Origin of the sequence: Telluribacter humicola, assembly GCF_017355935.1 — a bacterium.
GTDB classification, from domain to species: domain Bacteria; phylum Bacteroidota; class Bacteroidia; order Cytophagales; family Spirosomataceae; genus Telluribacter; species Telluribacter humicola.
Window position 1 is genome coordinate 1 of sequence record NZ_JAFIQT010000015.1, and the last position, 21,558, is coordinate 21,558.

The 21,558-nt window shown below is 46.3% G+C and carries 20 protein-coding genes, 1 tRNA gene and 1 pseudogene; 12 read left to right on the forward strand and 10 right to left on the reverse strand.

The window, feature by feature from the left end:
* Positions 1 to 799 precede the first annotated feature (799 nt).
* A complete protein-coding gene (locus JUB14_RS27220; protein WP_207510034.1) occupies positions 800 to 1,249 on the forward strand; it encodes a PsbP-related protein in 450 nt (149 codons plus the stop codon).
* 7 nt (positions 1,250 to 1,256) lie between these two features.
* Here the strand turns inward: JUB14_RS27220 and JUB14_RS27225 are convergent, their stop codons facing one another.
* A complete protein-coding gene (locus tag JUB14_RS27225) occupies positions 1,257 to 1,451 on the reverse strand; it encodes a hypothetical protein (RefSeq protein ID WP_207510035.1) in 195 nt (64 codons plus the stop codon).
* Between the two features lie 511 nt (positions 1,452 to 1,962).
* Here JUB14_RS27225 and JUB14_RS27230 point away from each other — a divergent pair.
* On the forward strand, positions 1,963 to 2,373 hold the full coding sequence (locus JUB14_RS27230; RefSeq protein WP_207510036.1) for a hypothetical protein: 411 nt from the start codon (positions 1,963 to 1,965) through the stop codon (positions 2,371 to 2,373).
* A gap of 142 nt (positions 2,374 to 2,515) precedes the next feature.
* On the opposite strand, the gene JUB14_RS27235 is transcribed toward JUB14_RS27230, so the two are convergent.
* Positions 2,516 to 3,760, reverse strand: coding sequence for a site-specific integrase (locus JUB14_RS27235; protein WP_207510037.1), 1,245 nt, complete (start codon positions 3,758 to 3,760; stop codon positions 2,516 to 2,518).
* A 127-nt stretch (positions 3,761 to 3,887) separates the two neighbouring features.
* Here JUB14_RS27235 and JUB14_RS27240 point away from each other — a divergent pair.
* Positions 3,888 to 3,959 (forward strand) — tRNA-Thr (locus JUB14_RS27240).
* A gap of 284 nt (positions 3,960 to 4,243) precedes the next feature.
* Here the strand turns inward: JUB14_RS27240 and JUB14_RS28220 are convergent.
* The 6 genes from JUB14_RS28220 to JUB14_RS27270 form a co-directional block, all read right to left on the reverse strand.
* A complete protein-coding gene (locus JUB14_RS28220; protein ID WP_374757837.1) occupies positions 4,244 to 4,894 on the reverse strand; it encodes an HNH endonuclease domain-containing protein in 651 nt (216 codons plus the stop codon).
* A gap of 98 nt (positions 4,895 to 4,992) precedes the next feature.
* A complete protein-coding gene (locus JUB14_RS27250; protein ID WP_207510039.1) occupies positions 4,993 to 6,378 on the reverse strand; it encodes a tetratricopeptide repeat protein in 1,386 nt (461 codons plus the stop codon).
* Positions 6,368 to 6,817 carry a hypothetical protein gene (locus JUB14_RS27255; protein ID WP_207510040.1) on the reverse strand — a complete coding sequence of 150 codons (450 nt, stop codon included), beginning with the start codon at positions 6,815 to 6,817 and terminating at the stop codon, positions 6,368 to 6,370. The genes JUB14_RS27250 and JUB14_RS27255 overlap by 11 nt, the downstream gene beginning before the upstream one ends.
* Positions 6,818 to 6,827: 10 nt before the next feature.
* Positions 6,828 to 7,709, reverse strand: a complete 882-nt coding sequence (locus JUB14_RS27260) for a hypothetical protein (RefSeq protein WP_207510041.1) — start codon at positions 7,707 to 7,709, stop codon at positions 6,828 to 6,830.
* A 77-nt stretch (positions 7,710 to 7,786) separates the two neighbouring features.
* Complete coding sequence (locus JUB14_RS27265; RefSeq protein ID WP_207510042.1) at positions 7,787 to 8,842, reverse strand: T6SS phospholipase effector Tle1-like catalytic domain-containing protein; 1,056 nt, start codon at positions 8,840 to 8,842, stop codon at positions 7,787 to 7,789.
* A gap of 435 nt (positions 8,843 to 9,277) precedes the next feature.
* Entirely contained in the window at positions 9,278 to 9,895 is a 618-nt protein-coding gene (locus JUB14_RS27270; protein WP_207510043.1) for a 3'-5' exonuclease, read from the reverse strand.
* A 188-nt stretch (positions 9,896 to 10,083) separates the two neighbouring features.
* Here JUB14_RS27270 and JUB14_RS27275 point away from each other — a divergent pair.
* A pseudogene (locus JUB14_RS27275) lies at positions 10,084 to 10,638 on the forward strand (RNA 2'-phosphotransferase).
* Here the strand turns inward: JUB14_RS27275 and JUB14_RS27280 are convergent.
* Complete coding sequence (locus JUB14_RS27280) at positions 10,625 to 10,843, reverse strand: hypothetical protein (protein WP_207510044.1); 219 nt, start codon at positions 10,841 to 10,843, stop codon at positions 10,625 to 10,627. The pseudogene JUB14_RS27275 and the gene JUB14_RS27280 overlap by 14 nt on opposite strands.
* Positions 10,844 to 11,324: 481 nt before the next feature.
* Between JUB14_RS27280 and JUB14_RS27285 the strand changes: the two genes are divergently transcribed.
* The 7 genes from JUB14_RS27285 (at position 11,325) to JUB14_RS27315 (ending at position 19,614) form a co-directional block, all read left to right on the forward strand.
* Positions 11,325 to 11,735, forward strand: a complete 411-nt coding sequence (locus tag JUB14_RS27285; protein WP_207510045.1) for a response regulator — start codon at positions 11,325 to 11,327, stop codon at positions 11,733 to 11,735.
* 196 nt (positions 11,736 to 11,931) lie between these two features.
* The gene (locus JUB14_RS27290; protein WP_207510046.1) at positions 11,932 to 12,324 is read left to right on the forward strand and encodes a hypothetical protein; all 393 of its coding nucleotides are present in this window, start codon (positions 11,932 to 11,934) and stop codon (positions 12,322 to 12,324) included.
* A 69-nt stretch (positions 12,325 to 12,393) separates the two neighbouring features.
* Positions 12,394 to 13,449 (forward strand): glycoside hydrolase 5 family protein, encoded by a 1,056-nt coding sequence (locus JUB14_RS27295; RefSeq protein ID WP_207510047.1) that lies wholly within the window; start codon positions 12,394 to 12,396, stop codon positions 13,447 to 13,449.
* A gap of 213 nt (positions 13,450 to 13,662) precedes the next feature.
* Positions 13,663 to 15,033 (forward strand): Gfo/Idh/MocA family oxidoreductase, encoded by a 1,371-nt coding sequence (locus JUB14_RS27300; RefSeq protein ID WP_207510048.1) that lies wholly within the window; start codon positions 13,663 to 13,665, stop codon positions 15,031 to 15,033.
* Positions 15,034 to 15,114: 81 nt separating this feature from the next.
* On the forward strand, positions 15,115 to 17,667 hold the full coding sequence (locus JUB14_RS27305) for a DUF7133 domain-containing protein (protein WP_229368375.1): 2,553 nt from the start codon (positions 15,115 to 15,117) through the stop codon (positions 17,665 to 17,667).
* A 63-nt stretch (positions 17,668 to 17,730) separates the two neighbouring features.
* The gene (locus tag JUB14_RS27310; protein WP_207510065.1) at positions 17,731 to 18,789 is read left to right on the forward strand and encodes a sugar phosphate isomerase/epimerase family protein; all 1,059 of its coding nucleotides are present in this window, start codon (positions 17,731 to 17,733) and stop codon (positions 18,787 to 18,789) included.
* 39 nt (positions 18,790 to 18,828) lie between these two features.
* Entirely contained in the window at positions 18,829 to 19,614 is a 786-nt protein-coding gene (locus tag JUB14_RS27315; protein ID WP_207510050.1) for an SDR family NAD(P)-dependent oxidoreductase, read from the forward strand.
* Between the two features lie 82 nt (positions 19,615 to 19,696).
* Here the strand turns inward: JUB14_RS27315 and JUB14_RS27320 are convergent, their stop codons facing one another.
* Positions 19,697 to 20,227 (reverse strand): DinB family protein, encoded by a 531-nt coding sequence (locus tag JUB14_RS27320; RefSeq protein ID WP_207510051.1) that lies wholly within the window; start codon positions 20,225 to 20,227, stop codon positions 19,697 to 19,699.
* A gap of 250 nt (positions 20,228 to 20,477) precedes the next feature.
* Between JUB14_RS27320 and JUB14_RS27325 the strand changes: the two genes are divergently transcribed.
* Positions 20,478 to 21,503, forward strand: a complete 1,026-nt coding sequence (locus tag JUB14_RS27325) for a rod shape-determining protein (RefSeq protein WP_207510052.1) — start codon at positions 20,478 to 20,480, stop codon at positions 21,501 to 21,503.
* Positions 21,504 to 21,558: the final 55 nt, after the last annotated feature.

A 21,558-nucleotide genomic window follows, 5' to 3' on the forward strand; every position in this document is an offset into this window, starting at 1 on the left:
AATCAAACATCCCAAGTGGCTCAATTTGCTCCGAAATGCTGGCTCAGTTTGTACCGAAATAGTGGCTCAGTTTACTCCGGAATATACAGTAAACTCATAAGGTTCACATTCCACCCTAGAAATAGAACCTGGAAACTGTTTACCAATCATTGCTTTACAAACTGGTTCTGATAAAGTGGAACTCATGTAACACTTACGAGTAGTGATGTAGTAGTTACCCGACTTGGAAAGTACCATCTCTGGGTCATCAGAAGTGAGTTCGAGTGCAAAGTACTCATTCCCTTCTTTGGTGGTACGCTTTACGTAGTTTGTGACTTGTAACATGGTAGTAAAAGTTAAATGTGAATAATTTGACCATGTGCTGTCAGACTCCCTGTATGTAATATTTAGATATAATGGATTTGAAAACAGGGGGTTACACCCAACACTGCATTAATGGGGGCGTGTTGATCGGCAAGAGTTACACTCATACATATATAGTAGACTGTACTGTATTAGTGTTGGGGGGACCTAATTATAGGTAAAGCAATAGGGGGGATGAAAAGAACTAGGTTAGATTTCTTCTACTTACTTATACCCAACATCTATTTACTAGTTACTTACAAAGACTTTACTCCTAATTAGTTGAACCGTTAGATAAGATTTCAACTAAAAGGATAAAACATTGAACGAACATTAGTAGCTTGAACTTCAAATAGTTGAATATCACTCAATCTTATTATAAATGAAACTAACTCTAAGGGTGAGGTTGCTGTTCATCATACTTGTCACGTATAATAATACTTCATACGGTCAGTATATGTATACAGACAACATTAACAAATTAAAGGTTGAAATTCCCAATGGTTTTACAGAATCATCTACTTTAGGAAGGCTCACTAGTCACAAAGCAGTGGATGGTTTGGGAGCAGCAGTTGTTGTTTCAGTAGATAACTCACAACCCTATTCACCAGCTGTAATAAACAATTATAACGATGCTACTAACCTCGAAGTACAAGAAGCATTAGAGGATCAACTTTTATCAACTGTGAAACTAATTAAAAATGGGTTACAAAACATTAACGGAAACAAAGTAATAGCTTTATCATATCAATTAACTACTCCTTCTGGTCAAACAGCAATCCAGCTAAGTTACCAACTTGTAAAAAATGATAAATTACATATATTAAGGTTCGGCTATCCAGTAGGTCAGGACACCAAATATTTAACTAAATTCTATAGAACTGCTCAAAGTTGGACTGTAAATTAAATTTAAACTATGTATAAAGAATGAGTAAAACAGCAAGTACTATCGTTAAAGTTAACGCAACGCTATTTATTATAGTTGTATGGTCAAACTTTACAAGAGGGTTTGTTGATAATACTACAGGTGTCGGACGAGCAGTAGGGCAATTCATTTTGTTCATATAAATGATTGCTGCACTTGTTTTTTTAGAAGGTACAAATTTCATAATCAATGGTTTAGATATAAAACATATATTTTACAGCAATTGTACTATAATATATCAATCATGGACACATCAAAAATCATTTATATTTCAATTGCAATATTAGCAGCAATTGGTTTTTGTTTTTTATTGGCATTATTATATAACGATGGAGAAGGCAATTTTACTTTTTTTTTTTAGGGTTAGTAGCAGCAGTAATCTATTATTTTATCAAGTCTGATAGTAATGAAAAAAAGCAGTAACTTCAACAACATTATAATCTATAATATACAAACTATTAACTATAAGTGATAGCATATCTACCTATTTGAAAGCAATTCCCATAATTATATGAAAATCCTTAAAATACTTTTTTTAATAATATTTATACCCATTTCGTTTTTTGGATGCAAAAAGGAAATAAGCATCGATGATATAACTGCTGATAATTATAAAGAGTTATTTAAGAGTACTGCAAACTATTCTCTGAACGACTATGAAACTGGGTTTTCGTACGTAGGTAGTTTTTTTAGGAATGGGACACTTTTCCAAAGACGTTAAATCTATAAGTAAACCTTGGAATGTGACTAATGAAGTAAATTTTCAGAATTATAGGTACGTAACCTACACAAATGAAATTACTGGCGAGTATTATATGCTTACTTTCTGGTCACCTGAAAGTATTAAAATAGGACGAGCTTCCTTTAGTGGAATTCCTATACATAAATATAGAAGTGACTTAGATCATATTCTAAAAAATTTTGGTTTTATTTATAAACCAACTTTAATGAAGTCAAGAAAAGATATTTTAATAAAAAAAGTGGATGATGGTGTTTTTGTGGTAATTGAATTAAAAGAATTCGAAGGTGGGCTAATCAATGGAGTTCATGTAGATAATATACAAACGGGGTTTATGGAATTTGAAATATTTGAAGTCTTAGATTAAATCAAATGATAATTTGATCTAAAACTTCAAATAACTACTGTATATACTATAAACTTTTTAAGCACTAAGTGAAATTAGCTTTATGTAGTAACTTTTAATCACGTTACAGATTTAAATTGAAAAATAAATATTGAAATATGTTTTATCTCTTTTTGTCAAAAGATGTCAGTAAACTAGCATACTGCTTCTTCACATCATCTTCAAAACTATCCAAGTATGCTTCGGTCGTACTGAGACTACTGTGACCTAAACTCTCTGATATGAATTCCGTAGGAGCTCCACTGCGTTTCAGTACCGTACTAAATGAATGACGAGCTGAGTACGTTGATATAGGTTTTGATATATCAAGAGTTTTCCCAATTCTGCTCATGTACTTGTTTACTAATTTGATTAGTTGTTGTACCAACTTTCTTTCACGTTCAGGTGATACCTGTGAGTGGAGAATGTTAAAGATATAAGTACCTGGTGTTTCAGGTTTGTTACCCCACTTCTGTATGATCTGCTTTGCGTGATCAGTTAGGTAGATTACAATGGGTTTTTGATTCGACTTAGTTGTTAACTTCGTCTTTGCTCTGTGTATAGTCAAGCGGTCACCATCTATATTCTCGTAACGTAAACGTGCGATGTCTTTGAAGTTGAGTCCATTGCATAAATACGAGAAGATCCATAGATCTTTTGACCAGTTTTCGGAAGAACCTCCTTTCGTCTCGTAGTTGAAGATCTTTTCTATCTCATTGATAGTTAGTGCTTTCTTGATATTACGACCTGCAGGTATGGAAAACTTGTTCTTTCTGAAAGGGTAGGAGTCCTTACCAATGATACCTGAATCAATCGCTATATTGTAGATGGTTCTCAGACTTCGAAGATAGATACCGACAGTAGTTGAGGTTCTCCCTTTTGATAACATATGCTTCTCATAATGAGTTAGAAATGTAGGTGTTACATCTTCAAAAGAAAGTTTGGATTTATAGGATCTTAATGATCGTAGGGTGGATGTGTAGGACTCAGCGGTTGAGATACGATCTTCATTATGTAACTTCTTGATATAGTCTTCCAATATACCATATACATCCGATTTCTTAGGTTCTTCTTTCTTTGGGAAGTACCTTTTTTCGAAATCTGTGAATGTGAAAACAGTCATCTCCTTGAACACTGTCTCTGCTTTTACTTCAAATCCTTTGATCTTACCCTTAATTAGTTTCAACTCTTCATCACGAAGTTTGGGGGATTTGAGTTTTTCAAATTGTTCTTCGGTCAGGTCAACACCGATCGAGTAGTACCTTCTTATGTTGTTGTGAGTAACTCTTAGTTTGAGTGGATAGGTACCATCTGATTTGGAACGACGAGTATCCAGGGTGACAACGAAGGTTGGTTTTGCGATTTTCATGAGTAGTTCTCTTCGAAATTTGATACATAATTTGATACATGAAATCATCAATAGAATCTCTATTCGAGAATAGATGATAAAATGATTAAACCGTAAGCGGTTGTGTATCAATAATATGTATCAAACACCTCCATAGCTCAGCTGGTAGAGCAACTGACTTGTAATCAGTAGGTCGTTGGTTCGATCCCGACTGGGGGCTCTTCAAAGCTCAAACCGAAAGGTTTGGGCTTTTTTGTTTTGGTGGTAAAATATTGGTGGTAAAATAAGTGTCTAGTATTTTCTTTAAATATAATTGCTAGTACCTCCATATACATAGGGATATGAAAAACCTAAGTTCTTTGCCGTCTGTACCTGTGGTATGACTATCCGTTCCAATTGCTCCTTGAACCATGCATAGGATTGTTCCTTAATGGAGGACAAGCTTTGGGCAAAGAGAATATAATAATCTTCTAGAAGCTGGTGATTTCTTTGGTGGGCGTGGTATTAAAATGCGTTGTACTGTAAGGTGGCATACTGATCAAGATATAGATCAACCGAAGGAAGCCAATCACTTTTGGCAGAGTTCACAGACTTGGGCGTAGGAATTATATTCCAAAGCTGATCATGTGCTACGAAGGACCACGGTAAGAAATGATCCAGGCTGAAATTATCAGAAGTAATTATCTGCGTAGAATAAATGCATGGTAGATAAGGGTTAGATTTAAGATATTCCTTCCAGAACTTATTCGCCCTGCTTAATACTCTTACTCCGGGCTTTTCCAGCTTCTCGGATAGACCTACTACATTTGGATTATGCTTTTGCAGAAACTTAAATAGATGCCACTGTATAAACCCTTGCAGGATTGCCTGATGTTGTTGTAGGTATATTGCCCAATCGTCATTCAGTTCTATCTCATTATCTAAAAATCTATAAGGAACCCTCGTCGACTGATTGGCTAGTTCAATAATTCTACGATTGATGTACTGATCGGGTACACCTCTTACTTCCTGTTCAAAGAAAGGGCGGAGGAATCGGTAGGGTACATAATTTAGGAGTTTTCTAAACTCAGTATGAAGCTGTGCCAGGCTAGCAGGAGATAGATGTGTATGTAGCTGTTCGAACAGGAAAATCAATGGAAGCACCGGCAGACCCACCCGGATGTACCTGATCAGCGGCGTATGGAGATGATACTGTGACTCGGGTCTGATACCATGGAGTGTACTCCGCTGTGGCGCACACTCCTCAAATAGGCCTATTCGATAACGGGAATAATGGGTATATCTGCTTCGAAGGCCGGCAGGTTGATCTGGGGCTCCTGTTCTCCGCCGGATTCTTCGAGTACCTTGTCTTTGACGTACAGGTACAGTTCTCGGGTGGAGACAAATTTATCTTTTTGGTTGGTCCCGTAGCCATCTGCTTTCCCCTGCAGCCCCTGCTGCAGAAAATACGAAAAGTAACCACCCAGCGTGTGGTCTTCGTAGGATGGCTCGCCCACCTTGGTGGAGGTAAGTACTACGGTTGTGGCGTTATATTGTTTACGACGTTCATTAAACTGTTCTAATGCCTCCTGAGATATAGATGATCCCATAGTTATGATTTTTGACTTGCAGGATTCGATCAGACAAAGCCTGGTCCTGGCGGGGCTGGTCTGTAGCTGATTGACAATTTCGGCTTCACTGATGAGCTTGTTTGCCTTTTGATAGTCATAGGGACATACGCCAAAGCTATTCTCATCCAATATGGTGCCGTGACCTACGAAGTAGAAAATGATAATGTCATCTGGACTTACCTGTTTAGGGTCGCACAGCTTATTTTTAATGGTACTTAGGATCTTTTCTCTATTGGCGTTCTTGTTGGCTAATGTCTCAATCTGCGCTCGTTTAGAAAGGTTAGCTGATAGGAAGATGTCCCTGAACTTAAAGATATTTGTAACGGAAGAATTTAGAGGGTTAAGATTCTTTGACAAGTAGGTATCAATACCGACGGCTACTATCCAGAACTTTGGTATGGGACGGTTGGCCTCTTCTTCCTGTAATTGATCGAGGCGGGCTTTGGCTTCTGAAAGGTCAGGCTGTAACTCAATGGCTCGCTTATAATCATGAATAGCTTCCTGGTAGTGTTTTAGCTTTGCCAGACAATCTCCACGATAGATGTACACGTCCGCTCGTTCGGGTTCTAAGGTGATGGCTATGTTGTAGTCATGCAGTGCATCCTGATACTTCTCAACCTTAAACAGACTACGTCCCCGGTTGGTATAGGGGTCGGCAAAATCCAGTTCAAGCTCAATGGCCTTTGTGTAGTCCAGTATAGCCTCCTGAGCTTTGTCCAGCTTATACAGACACTGCCCCCGGTAGTTATATGTCTCGGCATAGTCTGGGTTCAAGGCTATAGATTTAGTGAGATCCGCTAGGGCCTCCTCCGGTTTATCTAACATCAAGTAGCATGCTCCCCGGTACATGTAGGCCAGCGCATCTTCGGGGGTAAGTTCAATAACTTGTGAAAAGTCTTTGAGGGCTTCTGAGTAGGCTTTTCTGTCTTTTTTATCAAGACCGGAGGCAAAGTAATCTTCTGCGGATTGAGCCTGGGTCAGAAGGCTCAGTAGCAGAAGTATGGCGATGAGGTAAAGGTTAGCTTTCATGTTTTTCAAGTTTAAATAAGGCAACGATCACAAAGCTCATGTAGCTACCAAAGGTGGTCTCGATGAAGCCGAGAAAGATGTTCATCTCCTTGAAGCTGATGATGTTCAGAGATTTGATAAAGATGAGTATCCCGACGAGGACAAAATGGGCAGGTATAACCAGCTTGATCAGTCGAACCGCCAGATTATTGGAACCCTGTAAGGCAGGGGATACCGGTATGGGTACTTCGACTTCTGTATTTCTCAGGTTCTGACTAAAAAACTGGAATAATGGGGCAACGTACAAAGCAGAGATAGCAGAAAGCGTGGTGAGCAATGAGGTGAGTTCATCATCAATGATTCCTGCAAAAGAGTACAGTATAATGGTCAGTATAATGAGGGACAAATATCCCAGTACTATCTGCCGGGCAATGCGCTGTTGAAGTTGACTAACTAGCATGGGTATGAGTTTATTTAGATAGCCATTCCTCTATTCTTCGTTCCATCACGCTGGCGTACAGGTTGACATTACCATCGTACTTGCCATCCATGCTGTAGTAAAACTTATCGCGTTGTTCGGGGCAGAGCAGGCCTCCGCTGTACTTACCCCTGATGGTGAGCCTAACCTCGACCGTACTCTTCGCCTGCTGGGCTACATCCACCGTAAGCTCGATGGATTCGAAGTAGTTGTCATTGGTTATTTCATTTTTGAGGCAGGTAACACGGTATATGAGCGAGTTGTAGAAGGTACGGGTCGTATCTACCTGCACACTATAAAACCAGGACGAGGGCTTGCTGCTGTAGTACCGCTTAAGCTCGCGGGCCAGTGTCTGGGTGACCGCCTTGACCAGTGGCTTCCCAGGGAGTGGAATTCTCTTAAACGAGGGTAAATGTAGCTCCTGTGCTGGTATTATAATGGGCTTCCCACTCATGACAGACAGGTTCTTGTACTTCACTTCCTCCGTAAAATATATTTCGCTGAACGGTTGGCCCCCACTTCCCTGCACCTCAATCCGGAGAAGCCCCGGAGGCAGATCAAACAGAAAAGAGCCCTGCTGGTGGAGCAACTCGACCAGTGAGGTAAGTCTTTCCAGCAGTTGGTTGTCTACGCTATTCCAGGATGTCGAGAGGGAGTCGATGGTCTTATAGCCAGAGCGTAATAGTAGTACCAGTGTATCTCCCTCCTGCTGGTACGATACACTATCAATCTTAAGATTATCTGAAATATGTGTAGTAGACAGCCACTGGTCAAATTCTACAAGCTGATCCCTATAAAAGTGGGCTTCCCTGTTCTGGCCGAAGGCGTTACCGGCTATCAGGCATATATAGCACAATAATAGAAGTCTTCTCATACAGGTAGGGTTAGAGGATGAAAGTAGATGTATCAGAATATGTATAAAATAGAGGAGGGAGTCTGGGGTCCTGAAACCTACGGCGTCTTTTCCTGGGGCTGATTGGGCTCCTTCTTTTTGATGTTCACCGGGCGGTAATCATCTACTCGTTCCATTCGCTCATAGACGGACTCATGAATAGCCTCATTGGTATAGAGGTCCTGCATGACGTGTCGGTTATACTCGCCCAGCCAGGAGAAAGGAGCTACAAAAGAGTTATAAAGCTCTTTGTTGGAAGCGGGATTCACGTTTTTCCGAAGGTATTCTTCCTCAAAGTCCAGTCCCGTTGCTCTGGCTTTGTCTGCCAGCCACTGCAGGGCTATGTCACTCAGTCCCTCTTCGGGATACCCACCCCCAATGTTTGAGTGCACCCCCGGAAACCACATCTGCTCCAGCACCTGGGAGATCTTTTGTTGTTTGACACTATTGCTTTGCTGCCATATCGTAGGCTGAAAGCTTTTCCTCTTCTCGTCCACCGCCAGGGCCTGATAGGCGTAGTCGATTGAGCTACTGAGCGTGGTATCATGGAACTCGTACTTCTTCTTACTGCCCAGAAACGGGATGGGTATACCCAGTGAGCCTACCGTATCCCATACGCCTATGAATTTGATACGGACATCCGGCTGGCAGTACTTTGCCCGAAACTCCGTAGCGATGTCTCCTTCGGGATGCATACCCGGATTGGTGCGGTCGCGGTAAATCTCGTAGGCTCTTTTGATGAGCAGGAGGTCGTTGTTCCTGACCAGGCCGGAGGTGCGGATGAGGCCAGCCAGACTGCGGGAGGTATAAGCCCCACGGCTAAATCCGAATAGGTAGATCTCATCTCCCTGGGCGTAGTTCCAGCAGATAAACTTGTAGGCATCCAGGATATTCCGGTCCAGTCCACCGCCGGTAGCCCCGTCGATTAGCTTCTTCAACCTGTTGCCAAACACACCGACCCCCTCGTCGTAGTACTTGAGCTGGGGCGTACCATCATGCGCTACATTACAGATGGCCTCAAAGATCTTCTGGACATTGGTACGCACGACCTGACCTTTATAGGTGTCGCCGGGCATGTTCCAGGTACCGTCACTGCAGGTAATGATCCTTTTCATATAATATAGAGTTGAGTAAAATGAACAGGTGACAGCAGGGAAACTCAGCCGCATCTTACATGAGGTAGGTGCAGGAGCTGGAGGGGAGGGTTGATTCGGAAAGTACACCTAAGTTACTAAATATCTTGCACTTACAGCATTTATGTAACTGATATGGTGTAAATATTTATTAAGTGGTCCTTATACAGGAAAATAGCAGGAGCAGACAGATAGCAAAGAGCTACCTGATCTACCAAATATTAGATGTTATGAAGAAGGAATAGCTATGACCAGGCAGTGAATGATTTTGTAGAGAATGTATCTTCACACTGGACTAGCAGCACCCTTTCTGATGCATATAGTTAAGATCAATAGGAATTGAGTGGGTTGATTAGACGGCAGAGGGGGGTATTCTTAATTTTGAGTAAAAATAATAGACATGATTGGAGACGTGAATCAACTACGTTGCCCCACCAGTTCATTAGAAAGCTTAACGCCTGTGATCTGGCTGTACAAGGCAATGGTCAAATCCAGATCGTAGAGAGCATCGTGTAGTTTGGATTCATCTACCGGGATACCCATCTCCTGAGCTACGGTACTGAGCTTGAAGTCGGCCATAAGGTGACGCCGGGCCATCAGTGCCTGGGAGGCCAGTATGAAGCAGTCGATCGGGCTGGACCAGAAGTAGGAGCCAAAGTACTTGTCATCATTTTTTTCGAAAAAATTCCGCAGAAAGGGATTGTCAAAGCTGGCGTTGTTGTAGCCAGCCAGGAAGTACTTGTCCTGCTTATCGAAGCGGTCGCAGTAGGTGTTGAGAGTCTTGAGCAAGGCGCGGTATACCAGGTGCGGGTGCACATGGTGCTCATTGGCGAGGTCGGCCCGCGTTTTGCCGGCTATCTTTAGTGAGTAATCATCAATCTCATCCCCTTCAAAGGGTCTGACGTGGCAGTTAAATTCCTTGACGAGTTTCCAGTTAATGTAAAGACGGCCCGAAAGCTGGTGAATGCCATGCTTGCTCGGGTGCAAGCCCGTCGTTTCCAGGTCATAGAAAAGTACTTTTACCGCTTTTGACATTAAGAATGAGGAATGAAGTGTATGTAAATATCAGCAAAAGGGTATTAAATGGAAAGCATATCTAGCAAAAGCTTTGCATCTGATATCTAGAATAGATAACTAAAAAATAGCCTCAAAGGATAATCCAATCTATAACTGGTGGAGTTAACCTACTGACTTATACCAGATGACCAGGCAGCCATACTTGTATGCTCAGCAACGAAGACCCTATACGAATCAGTAAGTTTTTGAGCCTGGAGCTCAGGCACCACCCGGAAAAGATCGGAATCAGGCTGGATGAGAACGGCTGGACAGATATGCAGGAACTAATCAGTAAGGCCGGGGCGGCCGGTATAAAGCTAAGCCTGGAAGTACTTCAAGAGGTGGTAGAAACGAACAATAAATAGCGGTTTGCCTTCAGTGAGACAGGGGAAAAGATACGTGCTAATCAGGGGCACTCCGTACAGGTGGAGTTGGGGTACATGGTCCAGGTACCACCGGACTTCCTGTACCACGGTACCACTATCCGGGCCGTTGACTCCATCCAGGTACAGGGACTAACCAGGCAGAAGCGCCACCATGTACATCTGAGTCCGGATGTAGAGACGGCCGTCAGCGTAGGGAGGCGCCACGGTAAGCCTTATGTATTTACGGTACTGGCCGGACAGATGTACCGGGATGGGTACACGTTCTACAAGTCAGCCAACAGAGTGTGGCTGACCGAAGAGGTACCAACCAGGTACCTCAAGCCTACTTCTTACTGACCTTCGGAATCCAGCCGAAGTAGTCGTCGATGTAGTGGGCCAATAGCAGACCTGCTACAAAAAGAATATAGCCATCTACGATAGGAGCCATCGCGTGCAGGTGAATATTCTGCAACCAGCATACCATTCGGATGATCAGGAAAAGACCCGCCAGAGACAGTATAAACTTAATGGGTAAATGCAAAGAGGAGTGGTATTCGTTCATGGGGTTTACTAGCTATACATTACGAACACCAAAAATACTGAAACCGAAGGTAACTTGGAATACCTGCCGACAGAAATTTCTGCTGCTGAGGAAGAAGCATCCTCCTATTCTTCATATTGTACTTTTCCCTACCACCCGGTGGCGCTACTCTGGGGGAGAGGAGTACATTCTATTTTGTAACGAAACCTTTTTCAGGGAGCTACTGCCGTACTTAAATCGCTAAAGGGTTGCCTGGCCGCACAAGTATAATGGGCCAATTAATTGATGCCAGCAGGATTAACGATCCAGAAAGTGCAAAGGAAGAGCTTACTATTTGGGCTATACCAATGCTTTCATGGAGGACCGGAAAGTAAAGGATTGGGCTTGTATCTCATAAAATCACAGATTGTATCGTTAGGGGGAAGTATGGAAGTGGAAAGTCAGGTTGATGTAGGTAATATATTCATCCTTACGTTCAGGGAATAAAACCATTTATAGCCTAATGATCAATCAGGTACTTTACGTGGATGATGACAAGACTGCGCTGTCGCTCTTCAACCTCGTAAACAACAAAGCCGCTTTTGCCAATCAGGCGCTCATCGCTAACAGTGCGCAGCAGGTATTGGATTTTTATGATCAGCTGCTACATATGATAGGTACTACTTCAATCTATCCTGAAATCTTATTCATTGATCTGGTTATGCCCATCATGGATGGGCTGGAACTCCTGGATGTTTTTACCCGTAAGTACCTCTCCGCTTTCCCGGATACGAAGGTGATCGTTTTGACCTCATCCATCAACCCGGCCGATAAATTAAAAGTAGAAGACTATACCTGTGTGACCGATTTCGTCACCAAACCGGTAACGGTACAACTACTGAATGAGCTCCGGGTAAAGTTGAAGGGAGGCTAAACCCCAGGCAAAATATTTACTACTTGGTTTATCAAGACTTCTTAAAACCTTAGAGAAGATTTTTTGCATCAACCCAAAACCATATATGTATATAGAGGTTCAGTAATGGCAGCAGGAGCAGGAGCTGCCTACCCATAATTAGTATAGTATAGGGTACGACAGGACCGCTTGGAAGGAGTAAAGAAAGGAGTGACTAATGGAATTACGAGAGGAAAACAATCAGCATTATAATACACCTGCTAATACAGTAAAAAGTACAAAGGCAGAGCCTGAAAGAGGATTGGAACCGAGTCCAAAGATAAAGAGCAACAGTGATCTGCCGTGGATACAGCGGGCCCCGCACGCTCCCTATTTTATAACTGATCTGGGAGAGGACTGGTCGCCCATCGGGCAAAATGACGCTATTACCTGGCCGGACTTTGCCAACCTGTTTCGTCGGAAAGATCTCAAACAGGTGGAGGGGCATCTGGCCTGGCTGGCCGAGCACAACGTCACCTGCCTACGCTTTATGCTGGAGTACTCCCATACCGAGCACCGGTACTTCGAGCGTCCGGCCGGTACCTTTGCTCCCAATATGGTCAGGCTGTAGGATGACCTGTTTGGGCTGTGTGTAAAGTACGGCATTCGGGTACTGCTGACTCCCTTCGATACCTTCTGGATGTGGATCCGATGGAAGCACCACCCCTACAACCGCAAGAACGGCGGTACCTGCAGCCGGCGGTCGCGCTGGTTACTGTGTCCTGACACCTTGAATTTCATAAAGAACAGACTTACCTACGTAACAGAGCGCTGGGGAGGCAGCGGCGTCATATTTGCCTGGGATCTTTGGAATGAAATACACCCCGCCCACGCCAACAACAGCACGGATGTATTTTTCGATTTTGTCAGAGAGCTAAGCCACCACCTGCGTAGTACCGAAGAGCGGCTGTACGGTCGTTCGCACCTGCAGACGGTGTCGCTGTACGGGCCGGTGCTAGATGACCACCCTCAGGTAGCTGATGTGATATTCCGTCACCCCGACCTGGACTTTGCCAGTACCCATTTTTACGATGCCGGTACCATCAACAACCCCAAAAATACAGTAGGCTCAGCCATCGCTACCGGACGGCTGGTCAAAGAGGCGCTGGAGCATGTACCGGATACTCGTCCCTTCTTCGACAGCGAGCACGGACCCATCCATCTGTTCAAGGACAAGCACGTGACCCTGCCCGAACCTTTTGATGACGAATACTTCTCCCATATCCAGTGGGCACACCTGGCATCCGGTGCGGCCGGCGGCGGTATGCGCTGGCCTAATCGCCACCCGCATACACTGACGCACGGTATGCGCCGGGCGCAGCATAGTCTGGCGCAGTTTTGCCAATTAATCAGGTGGAGCCGTTTCAACCGCCGGAATATCAGTGATCAGATACAAGTAAGTACCTCGGGGCTTTCTGTATTTGGCAGTGTCGATGGTGAGCAGGCAGTGGTGTGGCTCCTACGAACTGATACTTTGCGGAAAGACGGAATGATCAACCCGCAAGCCACCCCCATACCCGTAACCATACAGATACCGGCGATGGAAGTAGGTACCTACACCGTAGTAGGCTGGGATACCCGCGAAGCTCGTCTCCGGATGGAGTGGAAAGTGGAGGTAAAGGGGACTTCTTTAGTTATAGAGCTACCCGCTGTTAGTACCGATGTAGCCCTGGCCATAAGTAAGGTACTCGAGTAACCCGTTGCCGGTTTTTGGACTACTACCGGAGGGGCTAATTCAACAAGTAGGTAGCTATGGATCGTTAACGTACCCATAAAGAAAAGGTATAGCAATATTTATTGAAGGTTTAGGAGTATTTGTTGGGTAGGTTAAGCTTTATTCTCTGTTGAAACTTAACTTATTCAAAGCTACAGTAGTACTGTTCTACTACTTCTTAATCGTACCATACGCATGCATACCTTCAATATCAATCGCCGTCAGTTTCTTCAGGGAGCCACGGCGACACTTGCCCTTACCGCTTTTGGCGCCCAGGGTATGGATCTTATCAACCCCGCCAAGCCGTATCGCGTCGGTCTGATCGGTACAGGTTGGTACGGCAAGAGTGACCTTTTTCGCCTCATCCAGGTAGCCCCCGTTGAGGTAGTGGCCCTCTGTGACGTGGACAAAAATATGCTTAATGAAGCCGGTAAGCTGGTGAGTCAGCGTCAGAAGTCGGGTAAGACACCCCGCCTGTACGGCGACTACCGTAAGATGCTCGCCGACAATCAGATGGACATTGTACTGATTGGTTCGCCAGACCACTGGCACGCCCTGCAGATGATCGACGCCGTGAAGGCCGGCTCGCACGTATACGTACAAAAGCCTATCAGTGTGGATGTACTGGAAGGTGAAGCCATGGTAGCTGCCGCACGCAAGTACAATAAAGTGGTACAGGTAGGTACCCAACGCAAGAGCACACCCCACCTGATCGACGCCAAGAAAAACATTGTAGACACCGGACTGCTGGGTAAAATATCGCACGTAGAGATGTGCTGCTACTTCCCGATGCGGGCCAATGGCAATCCTCCCGTGGAGGCCGTTCCCGCTTTCCTTGATTACGAAATGTGGACCGGACCCGCGCCGATGCGTCCTTACGACGGGCTCCCGCATATCCGCTGGTGGCGTACCTTCCAGGAGTACGGCAATGGTATTATGGGAGATATGTGCGTACACATGCTCGATACTGTTCGCTGGATGCTGGGATTGGGCTGGCCTAAGAAGGTCTCTTCAACTGGAGGTATCTACGTACAGACCGGCGGTAAGTCTAACATCCCTGATACGCAGTCGGCGGTCTTTGAATTTGACGGACTCAACGCGGTATGGCAGCACCGCTCATGGGGTACTCCTAATAACCCAGAATACCCCTGGTCATTCACGCTGTATGGTGAGAAAGGTACCCTCTGGGGCAGTACTATGCAGTATGACTTCATACCGGCAGATAAAGATGGCAAACGCATCCATAAGGATGTCGTGTATGAGAAAGAGAAGTATCCGGAGGATCTGACCGAAGAGCGTATCGAGCTGAACGCCGCTCCGGCCACCCGTTTGCACATGCTGGATTTCCTGGCAGCTATAGAGAACAATAGCCGTCCTATTGCTGACATTCAGGAAGGCCATATCTCTACTGCTAGCTGTATTCTGGCGAACATGTCTATGCAGACGGGCCGACCCATGGTATATGACCCACAGAAGCGTATTGTAGTGGGTGATGCGGAGGCTACCAAAATGCTGGCGCGTCAGTACCGTCAGCCGTACAAGCACCCGGACCCAAAGATCGTTTGATCACCGTGTACCGAAAGTCATTTAGCTGAATAAGTACAGTACCCCTGGCATCTAGTAAATGTAGTCTCCATGCTTAAGCGTATGTATCGTGTTGTATTGTTAGGGTCTGGTCTGATGGGCCTGATCGGCTGTTTTGTTAATTACGGCAGCCGTAATAAAGCCGATGAAGGACCTTCACCCGCTCTCACTCCGGCTCAGGAGTTAGTTACCTTTCAGGTTGAAAAAGGCCTGAAGGTACAACTCGTGGCCTCCGAACCCATGGTACAGGATCCCGTGGTACTTACCTTCGATGAGGATGGACGGTTGTGGGTAGTAGAGATGCGCGGCTTTATGCCGGATATCGACGGCAAGGGTGAAAAAGATCCGGTAGGACGCGTATCCGTACTGGAAGATACCAACGCAGACGGTAAGATGGACAAGAGTACCATCTACCTGGACAGCCTGGTATTGCCACGGGCGCTGGCCCTGATACCGGGCGGGGCCCTGGTGTGTGAGAACGAAGCCCTCTGGCTGACCCAGGACCTGAACGGTGACCTTAAAGCTGACTCCAAAGTACTGATCGATAAAGACTACGCCGGAGGCGCCTTACCTGAACACTCGGGTAACGGACTATGGCGGAGTATGGATAACTGGTACTACAACGTAAAGTCACGCTTGCGCTACCGTCTGGTAGAGGGGAAGTGGGAGCGTGACAGCACCGAGTTCCGGGGACAGTGGGGCATCAGCCACGACGATGAGGGCCGCCTGTACTACAACTACAACTGGTCGCAGCTACATGCTGACTTGGTACCGCCTAACTACCTTTCACGTAACAAGAATCACACGCCTACTACGGGTATAGACCATGGCCTGACGGTAGATCGGAGAATTTATCCGATCCGTCCCAATCCGGCGGTGAATCGTGGTTACATACCCGGTACGCTGGATGAGCAGGGACGACTACAGGAATTTACTGCCGCCTGCTCGCCCCTCTACTATCGGGGTAAAGCTCTACCCGCGGAATATTACGGTAATGCCTTTGTGTGCGAGCCCTCTGGTAACCTGGTCAAGCGCAATGTAGTTGAGGACAAAGGTCTTATCCTGACGGCTCACGATCCGCATCCCGGTAAAGAATTTCTGGCCTCTACCGACGAGCGATTCCGTCCGGTACACATGGCTACTGGTCCCGATGGAGCCTTGTACGTAGCAGACATGTACCGCGGACTGGTGCAGCACGGGGCGTACATCACGCCTTACCTGCGTGAGCAGACCATCACCCGTAAGCTGGTACATCCTGTTAATCGGGGTAGGATCTGGCGGGTAGTACCGGAAGGCTGGAAACCTTCGAGGCCTAAGAAACTATCGGCCGCTACCTCCAAAGAACTTGTAGGCTACCTATCACATGCAGACGGCTGGTACCGCGACGCCGCCCAGCGACTGCTGGTTGGGCGTAATGACAATAGCGTTAAAAAATCACTCATTGAACTGGCCCGTAAGGGCGATAATCAACTGGGGCGCTTCCACGCGCTGTGGACCCTGGATGGTCTCAAGCTGAGCAACCCGGATATGCTCCTGGAACTGGTTACTGATCAGAACCCGCTGGTACGGACTACGGCCCTGCGTCTGCTTGAACCCATTGCCCACACGGATAAAACTGTACGAGAAAAGCTGAGTAAGGTACTGATGCAGGAGTGGGAGAAAGCCCCTATTGAGCAGGTACTCCAGATGGCACTTTCAGCGAATGTACTTGAGCCGGGTGTGTCGCACCCTTTGTTGGCGGGTATTGCTGATCGCTACGGCGAAACAGCCCTGATTCGTGATGCTGTCATGAGTAGTCTGCAGAATCAGGAGTTTGCTTTTATGCAGCAACTATGGAAATCACCCCGCTGGCAAAACCACGAGCCGGCCAAGGAGATATTCCTCGAGATGCTTACTACGGCTATTGTTCGTAAACGAGATTCTAAGGAGCTGACAGCCCTGCTCGCCTTGCTGGATGAAAACAAGAGTACCCTGCGCTGGCAGGATAAGGCCGTACTTACAGGTATGGCTATTCAGGGCAGCAACGGGAAGATGAGCCCCATCGTACTGGCAGCCGCTCCGGGTATCTTTACCCGCCTGGGAGCAGAGGTAGGTCAGGCTCGTATGGCTACCTTGTCAGGTATGTTTGAGTGGCCGGGACATAGCGCTGCCAAAGGCGCTGATGAGGTTAAGAACCCACTCAGTGAAGAAGATCAGAAACTGTTTGCGCTGGGGCGTCAGCATTACCTGACTACCTGTGCCGGTTGCCACGGTACCGACGGCGCTGGACTTAACCGCTTCGCTCCGCCGTTGATTGGTTCCGAGTGGGTAACCGGTGACGACAAGCGCCTGGCCCTAATCGTGCTGCACGGGATGGAAGGTCCGCTTGAAGTAGCCGGGAAGAAGTACGACGCTCCCGCCATACTTCCGGTGATGCCTGCTCATTCCACTATGGATGATGCGACCATAACCTCTATTCTGACCTACATTCGTAACGAATGGGGCAACAATGCCGGCCCCGTGAGCCGACGCACCGTGGGCATGACCCGCAATACCTCACAGGGAAGAGTAGTACCCTGGACCGTCAACGAGCTTAACGAGTACATACAAAAGCTACAGGCTTCTACCGGAAAATAACGTCACCCTTTCAATCCTGAACCTATGAAAGACAACAGCCATTCACAACCTGACCCTATTAAAATGGACAGGAGAAGTTTCTTATATGGAGCCTCGGTAAGCGCCATGGCTTTTTCAATACCGGATATGCCTGAGCTATTCAAGAGTACTAATATGGGCGTAGTAGTCCATTCGTACTGGACCCGCTGGGGTTCTAAAGTACCCAGCCAGAGCTACCCCGGTTTTACCAATGCCATTGATCTGATCGATCACTGCCAGCGTATCGGAGCGGGTGGCGTGCAGGTAGGTGTCAAGGATTGGACGACTGATTTTGCCAAAAAAGTAAGAGACAAGCGGGAGAAAACGGGCCTGTATCTGGAAGGTTCCATTGGTCTGCCCAAAACGGCCGCGGATGTGGCCGCCTTTGAGCAAGAGGTAAAAGGTGCCAAAGAAGCCGGAGCTACTATACTCAGGACCGTATGTTCGGGCGGTAGACGGTACGAGACATTTAAGACTAATGCGGAGTTTCAGGATTTCAGGAAGAAGTCAATAGCGTCTCTGCAGTTGGCTGAGCCCGTGCTGCGTAAGCATAAAGTAAAGCTAGGTGTTGAAAACCATAAGGACTGGCGGGCCGATGAACTGGCGGCGGTCTTGAAACAGCTCAACAGCGAGTGGATCGGGGTAACGCTGGACTTCGGCAATAGCATAGCCCTGGTAGAGGACCCTATGGTCGTGGTACAAACGCTGGTACCCTACATAGTAAGTACCCACGTCAAGGATATGGCCGTGGATGAGTACTCCGATGGGTTCCTGCTGTCGGAGGTGCCGCTGGGTAAGGGCATACTGGATCTGCCTAAGATCGTGGAGCTGTGTAAGAAGCATAATCCTGACGTTACCTTCAACCTTGAAATGATTACGCGTGACCCGCTGGAGATACCTTGTCTTAAGGATGAATACTGGGCTACGTTTGAAGGGGTACCCACTACCGAGTTGGCCCGTACGCTGCGCATGGTTAAGCAGCAAAAGTATAACCAGGGGTTGCCCAAAGTGTCGCAGTTAACGGCGGAAGGAAAACTAGAGAAGGAAGAACAGAACATCTTGTCGTGTCTGGTGTATAGTAAAGATAAATTAGCGCTACGATAAACAATCAACTAAACAGCCCATTACATTAAATCTCTCATCATGAGTAACGAAGCACTACCCGGTATAAAACTATTTGACTTAACAGGAAAAACAGCAATCATCACAGGAGGATCCAAGGGATTAGGATTGGCCATGGCCGCCGGACTGGCCTCAGCCGGAGCCAATGTCATGCTTGTCAACCGCACCGCTGCCGATGGTGCCAAAGCCGCCGAAGAACTGAGCCAGACCTACGGCATCCGGGCTATTTCGTTCAGTGCCGATATCTGCAACCGCGAACAAACCGAAGCCATGGCACAAAAGGCAATGGAGGAGTTTGGCCGGATAGACATCCTTATCAACAGCGCCGGGATCAACATCCGGGGAGCCATCGATGAGGTAACTCCCGATGATTTCCAAAAAGTAATGGATGTCAATGTCAATGGTACCTGGCTGTGCTGCCGTGCGGTAACGCCTTTTATGAAGAAGAGTGGCTCCGGTAAGATCATCAACCTGGCCAGTACACTGGGACTGGTGGGACTGGCCAACCGTACGCCCTATACCGCCAGTAAGGGAGCGGTGGTACAGATGACCCGGGCCCTGGCGCTGGAACTAGCACCTTTCAATATCAATGTCAATGCCATTTGCCCCGGTCCCTTCCTTACCGAGATGAACATACCTATAGCCGGTACGGAAGAGTCTAACAAATTTATTGTGGGAGCTACGGCACTAGCGCGCTGGGGTGAACTGAAAGAAATTCAGGGAGCGGCGCTCTTACTGGCTAGTGACGCTTCCAACTATATGGTAGGTTCAATGCTTACCGTTGATGGTGGCTGGACGGCCAAGTAAAGTACTTTGCAGATAATATGCGGAGGTCAGCCCGGTGTAGAATCGGGCTGACCTCTTTGCTTTTCTAATGGCATATCCTTTATTAAATAGTTTCCTTAAACAGCTTCCTAAGAATAGATATCTGCCCCCGGTGGTGTAATTCATCTTCGGCCATGTGATATAGAACCCAGGCCAGGTTACAGCCCGATTCCGGATCATACCCCTCTATCCGCTTCTGAAACTCTTCAAAAGTGAGCTTCTTTATAGCCTCTATCAACAACAGCCTTGATTCCGCCATTTCATCCACATATACTTCCAGAGGTTGGCTTTTGATGAGCTGAGGTAAGTGAGGCCCCAGGTCCAGGGCTGGCAGCCATTTCTCGTTTTCCTCCTCCGTTAGTGGCCGACCTTCCATAAATTCGATCCGGAAGTAGTGGTCAAGTGCAGTCATGTGTGACAACAGAGCCCCAATAGTATTCCAGCCTTCGCGGTACTGCCAGTCCAGCTCTTGTGTCGTACAACCAGCTACCCGCTGCAGTGTGGTGACCCGCACATCTTCCAGAATTCCCAGTAGATAGTCAATGGAGTGATCGGCGGTTTGGCCGAAGGAGATAAAATAGTTTCGTTTAAACATTATTGTAATTATAGCTTATCCATCGAAAGTAGCACCTTTTAGCCTGTGTGTGAGTAGGTAGTACTACGTGTTAAAAAAATTAATGGCCTAAAAATGCAGAAGTATAACCGGTTACTAAATAACTTGCATGTTACTGATAAGTAGCTGGCAGTGATTCGGCTATTTCAGTACAAACTACGTTATTGTCAATAGGTGACATATCTCGTGCAGTTGGACTAGTAACTTTTTTACTTATTGACATACTCAATTCATGAAACTCTTCAATTTTTTATCCAGTGACATTGCCATTGATTTAGGTACGGCCAATACGTTAATCTACCATAACGGCGATATAGTTGTCGACGAGCCTTCCATCATTGCTATCCATAAAGTGGGAAACAAAGTGTTAGCCATAGGCCAGCAGGCCCGGCAAATGCACGAAAAGACCAATGAAAATATCCGAACCATTCGTCCTTTGAAGGATGGAGTGATTGCAGATTTTACGGCGGCTGAGTTAATGATCCGTGGTCTGGTCAAATTGGTTGGAGGCAATAGCCGATTTTTTTCTCCTTCGCATCGAATGGTGGTTTCTATCCCATCGGGTATTACTGAAGTAGAAAAGCGGGCGGTGAAAGATTCGTGCGAGCATGCCGGTGCTAAGGAAGTATTTATGGTATATGAACCACTGGCTGCGGCTCTGGGTATTGGTATTGATATCACACAGCCCAACGGTACCATGATCGTGGACATCGGAGGAGGTACTACCGAGATTGCTGTAGTGGCCCTTTCTGGTATTGTTTGTGAGCAGTCGATCCGCACCGCCGGTGATGTACTGACTAGTGATATTGTTGATTATATGCGTCGCGAGCATAACCTGCTAATCGGGGAGCGTTCGGCGGAGTTGATAAAAATTGAAGTAGGTTCGGCCCTGTCTGAACTGACAGATCCTCCGGCTGATTATGATATCCGCGGCCGCGATTTGATGACCGGAATTCCTAAGGAGATCAAGATATCATACAGCGAGATTGCCTATACACTGGATAAATCTATCGCCAAAATCGAAGAGGCGGTTATGAAGGCCCTTGAAAACACGCCACCGGAGTTGGCGTCTGATATCTACAGCAACGGGATTCAATTAACAGGCGGAGGAGCCCTCTTGAGAGGATTGGATCAGCGGTTGAGAGCGAAAACGAAGCTACCAGTGCACGTGGCTGAGGATCCGCTAAGAGCGGTGGTAAGGGGTATTGGTGAAGTAACAAAAAATCCTGAGCTATACCGTCCTTTGTTGGTGATGTAAGGCCCAGACCCTAAAAGATTACTGAATTTTTGATTTGCCATATAGTACCGGAATG

Coding starts and splice junctions, on each gene's coding strand:
- JUB14_RS27320 (WP_207510051.1), bottom strand. CDS start 20,227: ATGTTTAAACGAAACTATTTTATCTCCTTCGGCCAAACCGCCGATCAC.
- JUB14_RS27250 (WP_207510039.1), bottom strand. CDS start 6,378: ATGAAAGCTAACCTTTACCTCATCGCCATACTTCTGCTACTGAGCCTT.
- JUB14_RS27255 (WP_207510040.1), bottom strand. CDS start 6,817: ATGCTAGTTAGTCAACTTCAACAGCGCATTGCCCGGCAGATAGTACTG.
- JUB14_RS27235 (WP_207510037.1), bottom strand. CDS start 3,760: ATGAAAATCGCAAAACCAACCTTCGTTGTCACCCTGGATACTCGTCGT.
- JUB14_RS27310 (WP_207510065.1), top strand. CDS start 17,731: ATGGACAGGAGAAGTTTCTTATATGGAGCCTCGGTAAGCGCCATGGCT.
- JUB14_RS27225 (WP_207510035.1), bottom strand. CDS start 1,451: ATGAAATTTGTACCTTCTAAAAAAACAAGTGCAGCAATCATTTATATG.
- JUB14_RS27305 (WP_229368375.1), top strand. CDS start 15,115: ATGTATCGTGTTGTATTGTTAGGGTCTGGTCTGATGGGCCTGATCGGC.
- JUB14_RS27295 (WP_207510047.1), top strand. CDS start 12,394: ATGTGGATCCGATGGAAGCACCACCCCTACAACCGCAAGAACGGCGGT.
- JUB14_RS27230 (WP_207510036.1), top strand. CDS start 1,963: ATGGGACACTTTTCCAAAGACGTTAAATCTATAAGTAAACCTTGGAAT.
- JUB14_RS27260 (WP_207510041.1), bottom strand. CDS start 7,709: ATGAGAAGACTTCTATTATTGTGCTATATATGCCTGATAGCCGGTAAC.
- JUB14_RS27265 (WP_207510042.1), bottom strand. CDS start 8,842: ATGAAAAGGATCATTACCTGCAGTGACGGTACCTGGAACATGCCCGGC.
- JUB14_RS27270 (WP_207510043.1), bottom strand. CDS start 9,895: ATGTCAAAAGCGGTAAAAGTACTTTTCTATGACCTGGAAACGACGGGC.
- JUB14_RS27325 (WP_207510052.1), top strand. CDS start 20,478: ATGAAACTCTTCAATTTTTTATCCAGTGACATTGCCATTGATTTAGGT.
- JUB14_RS27300 (WP_207510048.1), top strand. CDS start 13,663: ATGCATACCTTCAATATCAATCGCCGTCAGTTTCTTCAGGGAGCCACG.
- JUB14_RS27290 (WP_207510046.1), top strand. CDS start 11,932: ATGGAATTACGAGAGGAAAACAATCAGCATTATAATACACCTGCTAAT.
- JUB14_RS27220 (WP_207510034.1), top strand. CDS start 800: ATGTATACAGACAACATTAACAAATTAAAGGTTGAAATTCCCAATGGT.
- JUB14_RS27285 (WP_207510045.1), top strand. CDS start 11,325: ATGATCAATCAGGTACTTTACGTGGATGATGACAAGACTGCGCTGTCG.
- JUB14_RS27280 (WP_207510044.1), bottom strand. CDS start 10,843: ATGAACGAATACCACTCCTCTTTGCATTTACCCATTAAGTTTATACTG.
- JUB14_RS27315 (WP_207510050.1), top strand. CDS start 18,829: ATGAGTAACGAAGCACTACCCGGTATAAAACTATTTGACTTAACAGGA.